General features: G+C 41.9%; 2 tRNA genes and 1 rRNA gene. All 3 read right to left on the reverse strand.

Going from position 1 to position 432, the window contains the following annotated elements:
- Positions 1-124 precede the first annotated feature (124 nt).
- A tRNA-Ala gene (locus FFM73_RS12650) sits at positions 125-197 on the reverse strand.
- A 22-nt stretch (positions 198-219) separates the two neighbouring features.
- A tRNA-Ile gene (locus tag FFM73_RS12655) sits at positions 220-293 on the reverse strand.
- 84 nt (positions 294-377) lie between these two features.
- Positions 378-432: ribosomal RNA gene (locus FFM73_RS12660) — 16S ribosomal RNA — on the reverse strand; the annotation flags it as partial.

The raw sequence follows: 432 nt of genomic DNA on the forward strand, positions 1-432 counted from the left end.
TAATAAAAAACTCAAAAATACGCGGTGTTCTCGGCTTAATTAATGAAATTATTAATTAATATAAAAGAAAATTGATATTATCTAGTTTTCAAAGAACCAATTCTTTGATCCCCTACGGGATCAATGGAGAATAACGGGATCGAACCGTTGACCCCCTGCTTGCAAAGCAGGTGCTCTCCCATCTGAGCTAATTCCCCATAACAAACAAAGTTTGTCGAGTGGGCCTAAATGGACTCGGACCATCGACCTCACGCTTATCAGGCGTGCGCTCTAACCAACTGAGCTATAGGCCCAAAAAACGTTATTAACTTGAGAGTAGACCTCTCAAAACTAAACAAAGTTTTGTCTCATGTGCAGGCTTCCGTATTATTCCTTAGAAAGGAGGTGATCCAGCCGCAGGTTCTCCTACGGCTACCTTGTTACGACTTCACC

This window comes from Secundilactobacillus hailunensis (assembly GCF_005405185.1).
Taxonomy (GTDB): domain Bacteria; phylum Bacillota; class Bacilli; order Lactobacillales; family Lactobacillaceae; genus Secundilactobacillus; species Secundilactobacillus hailunensis.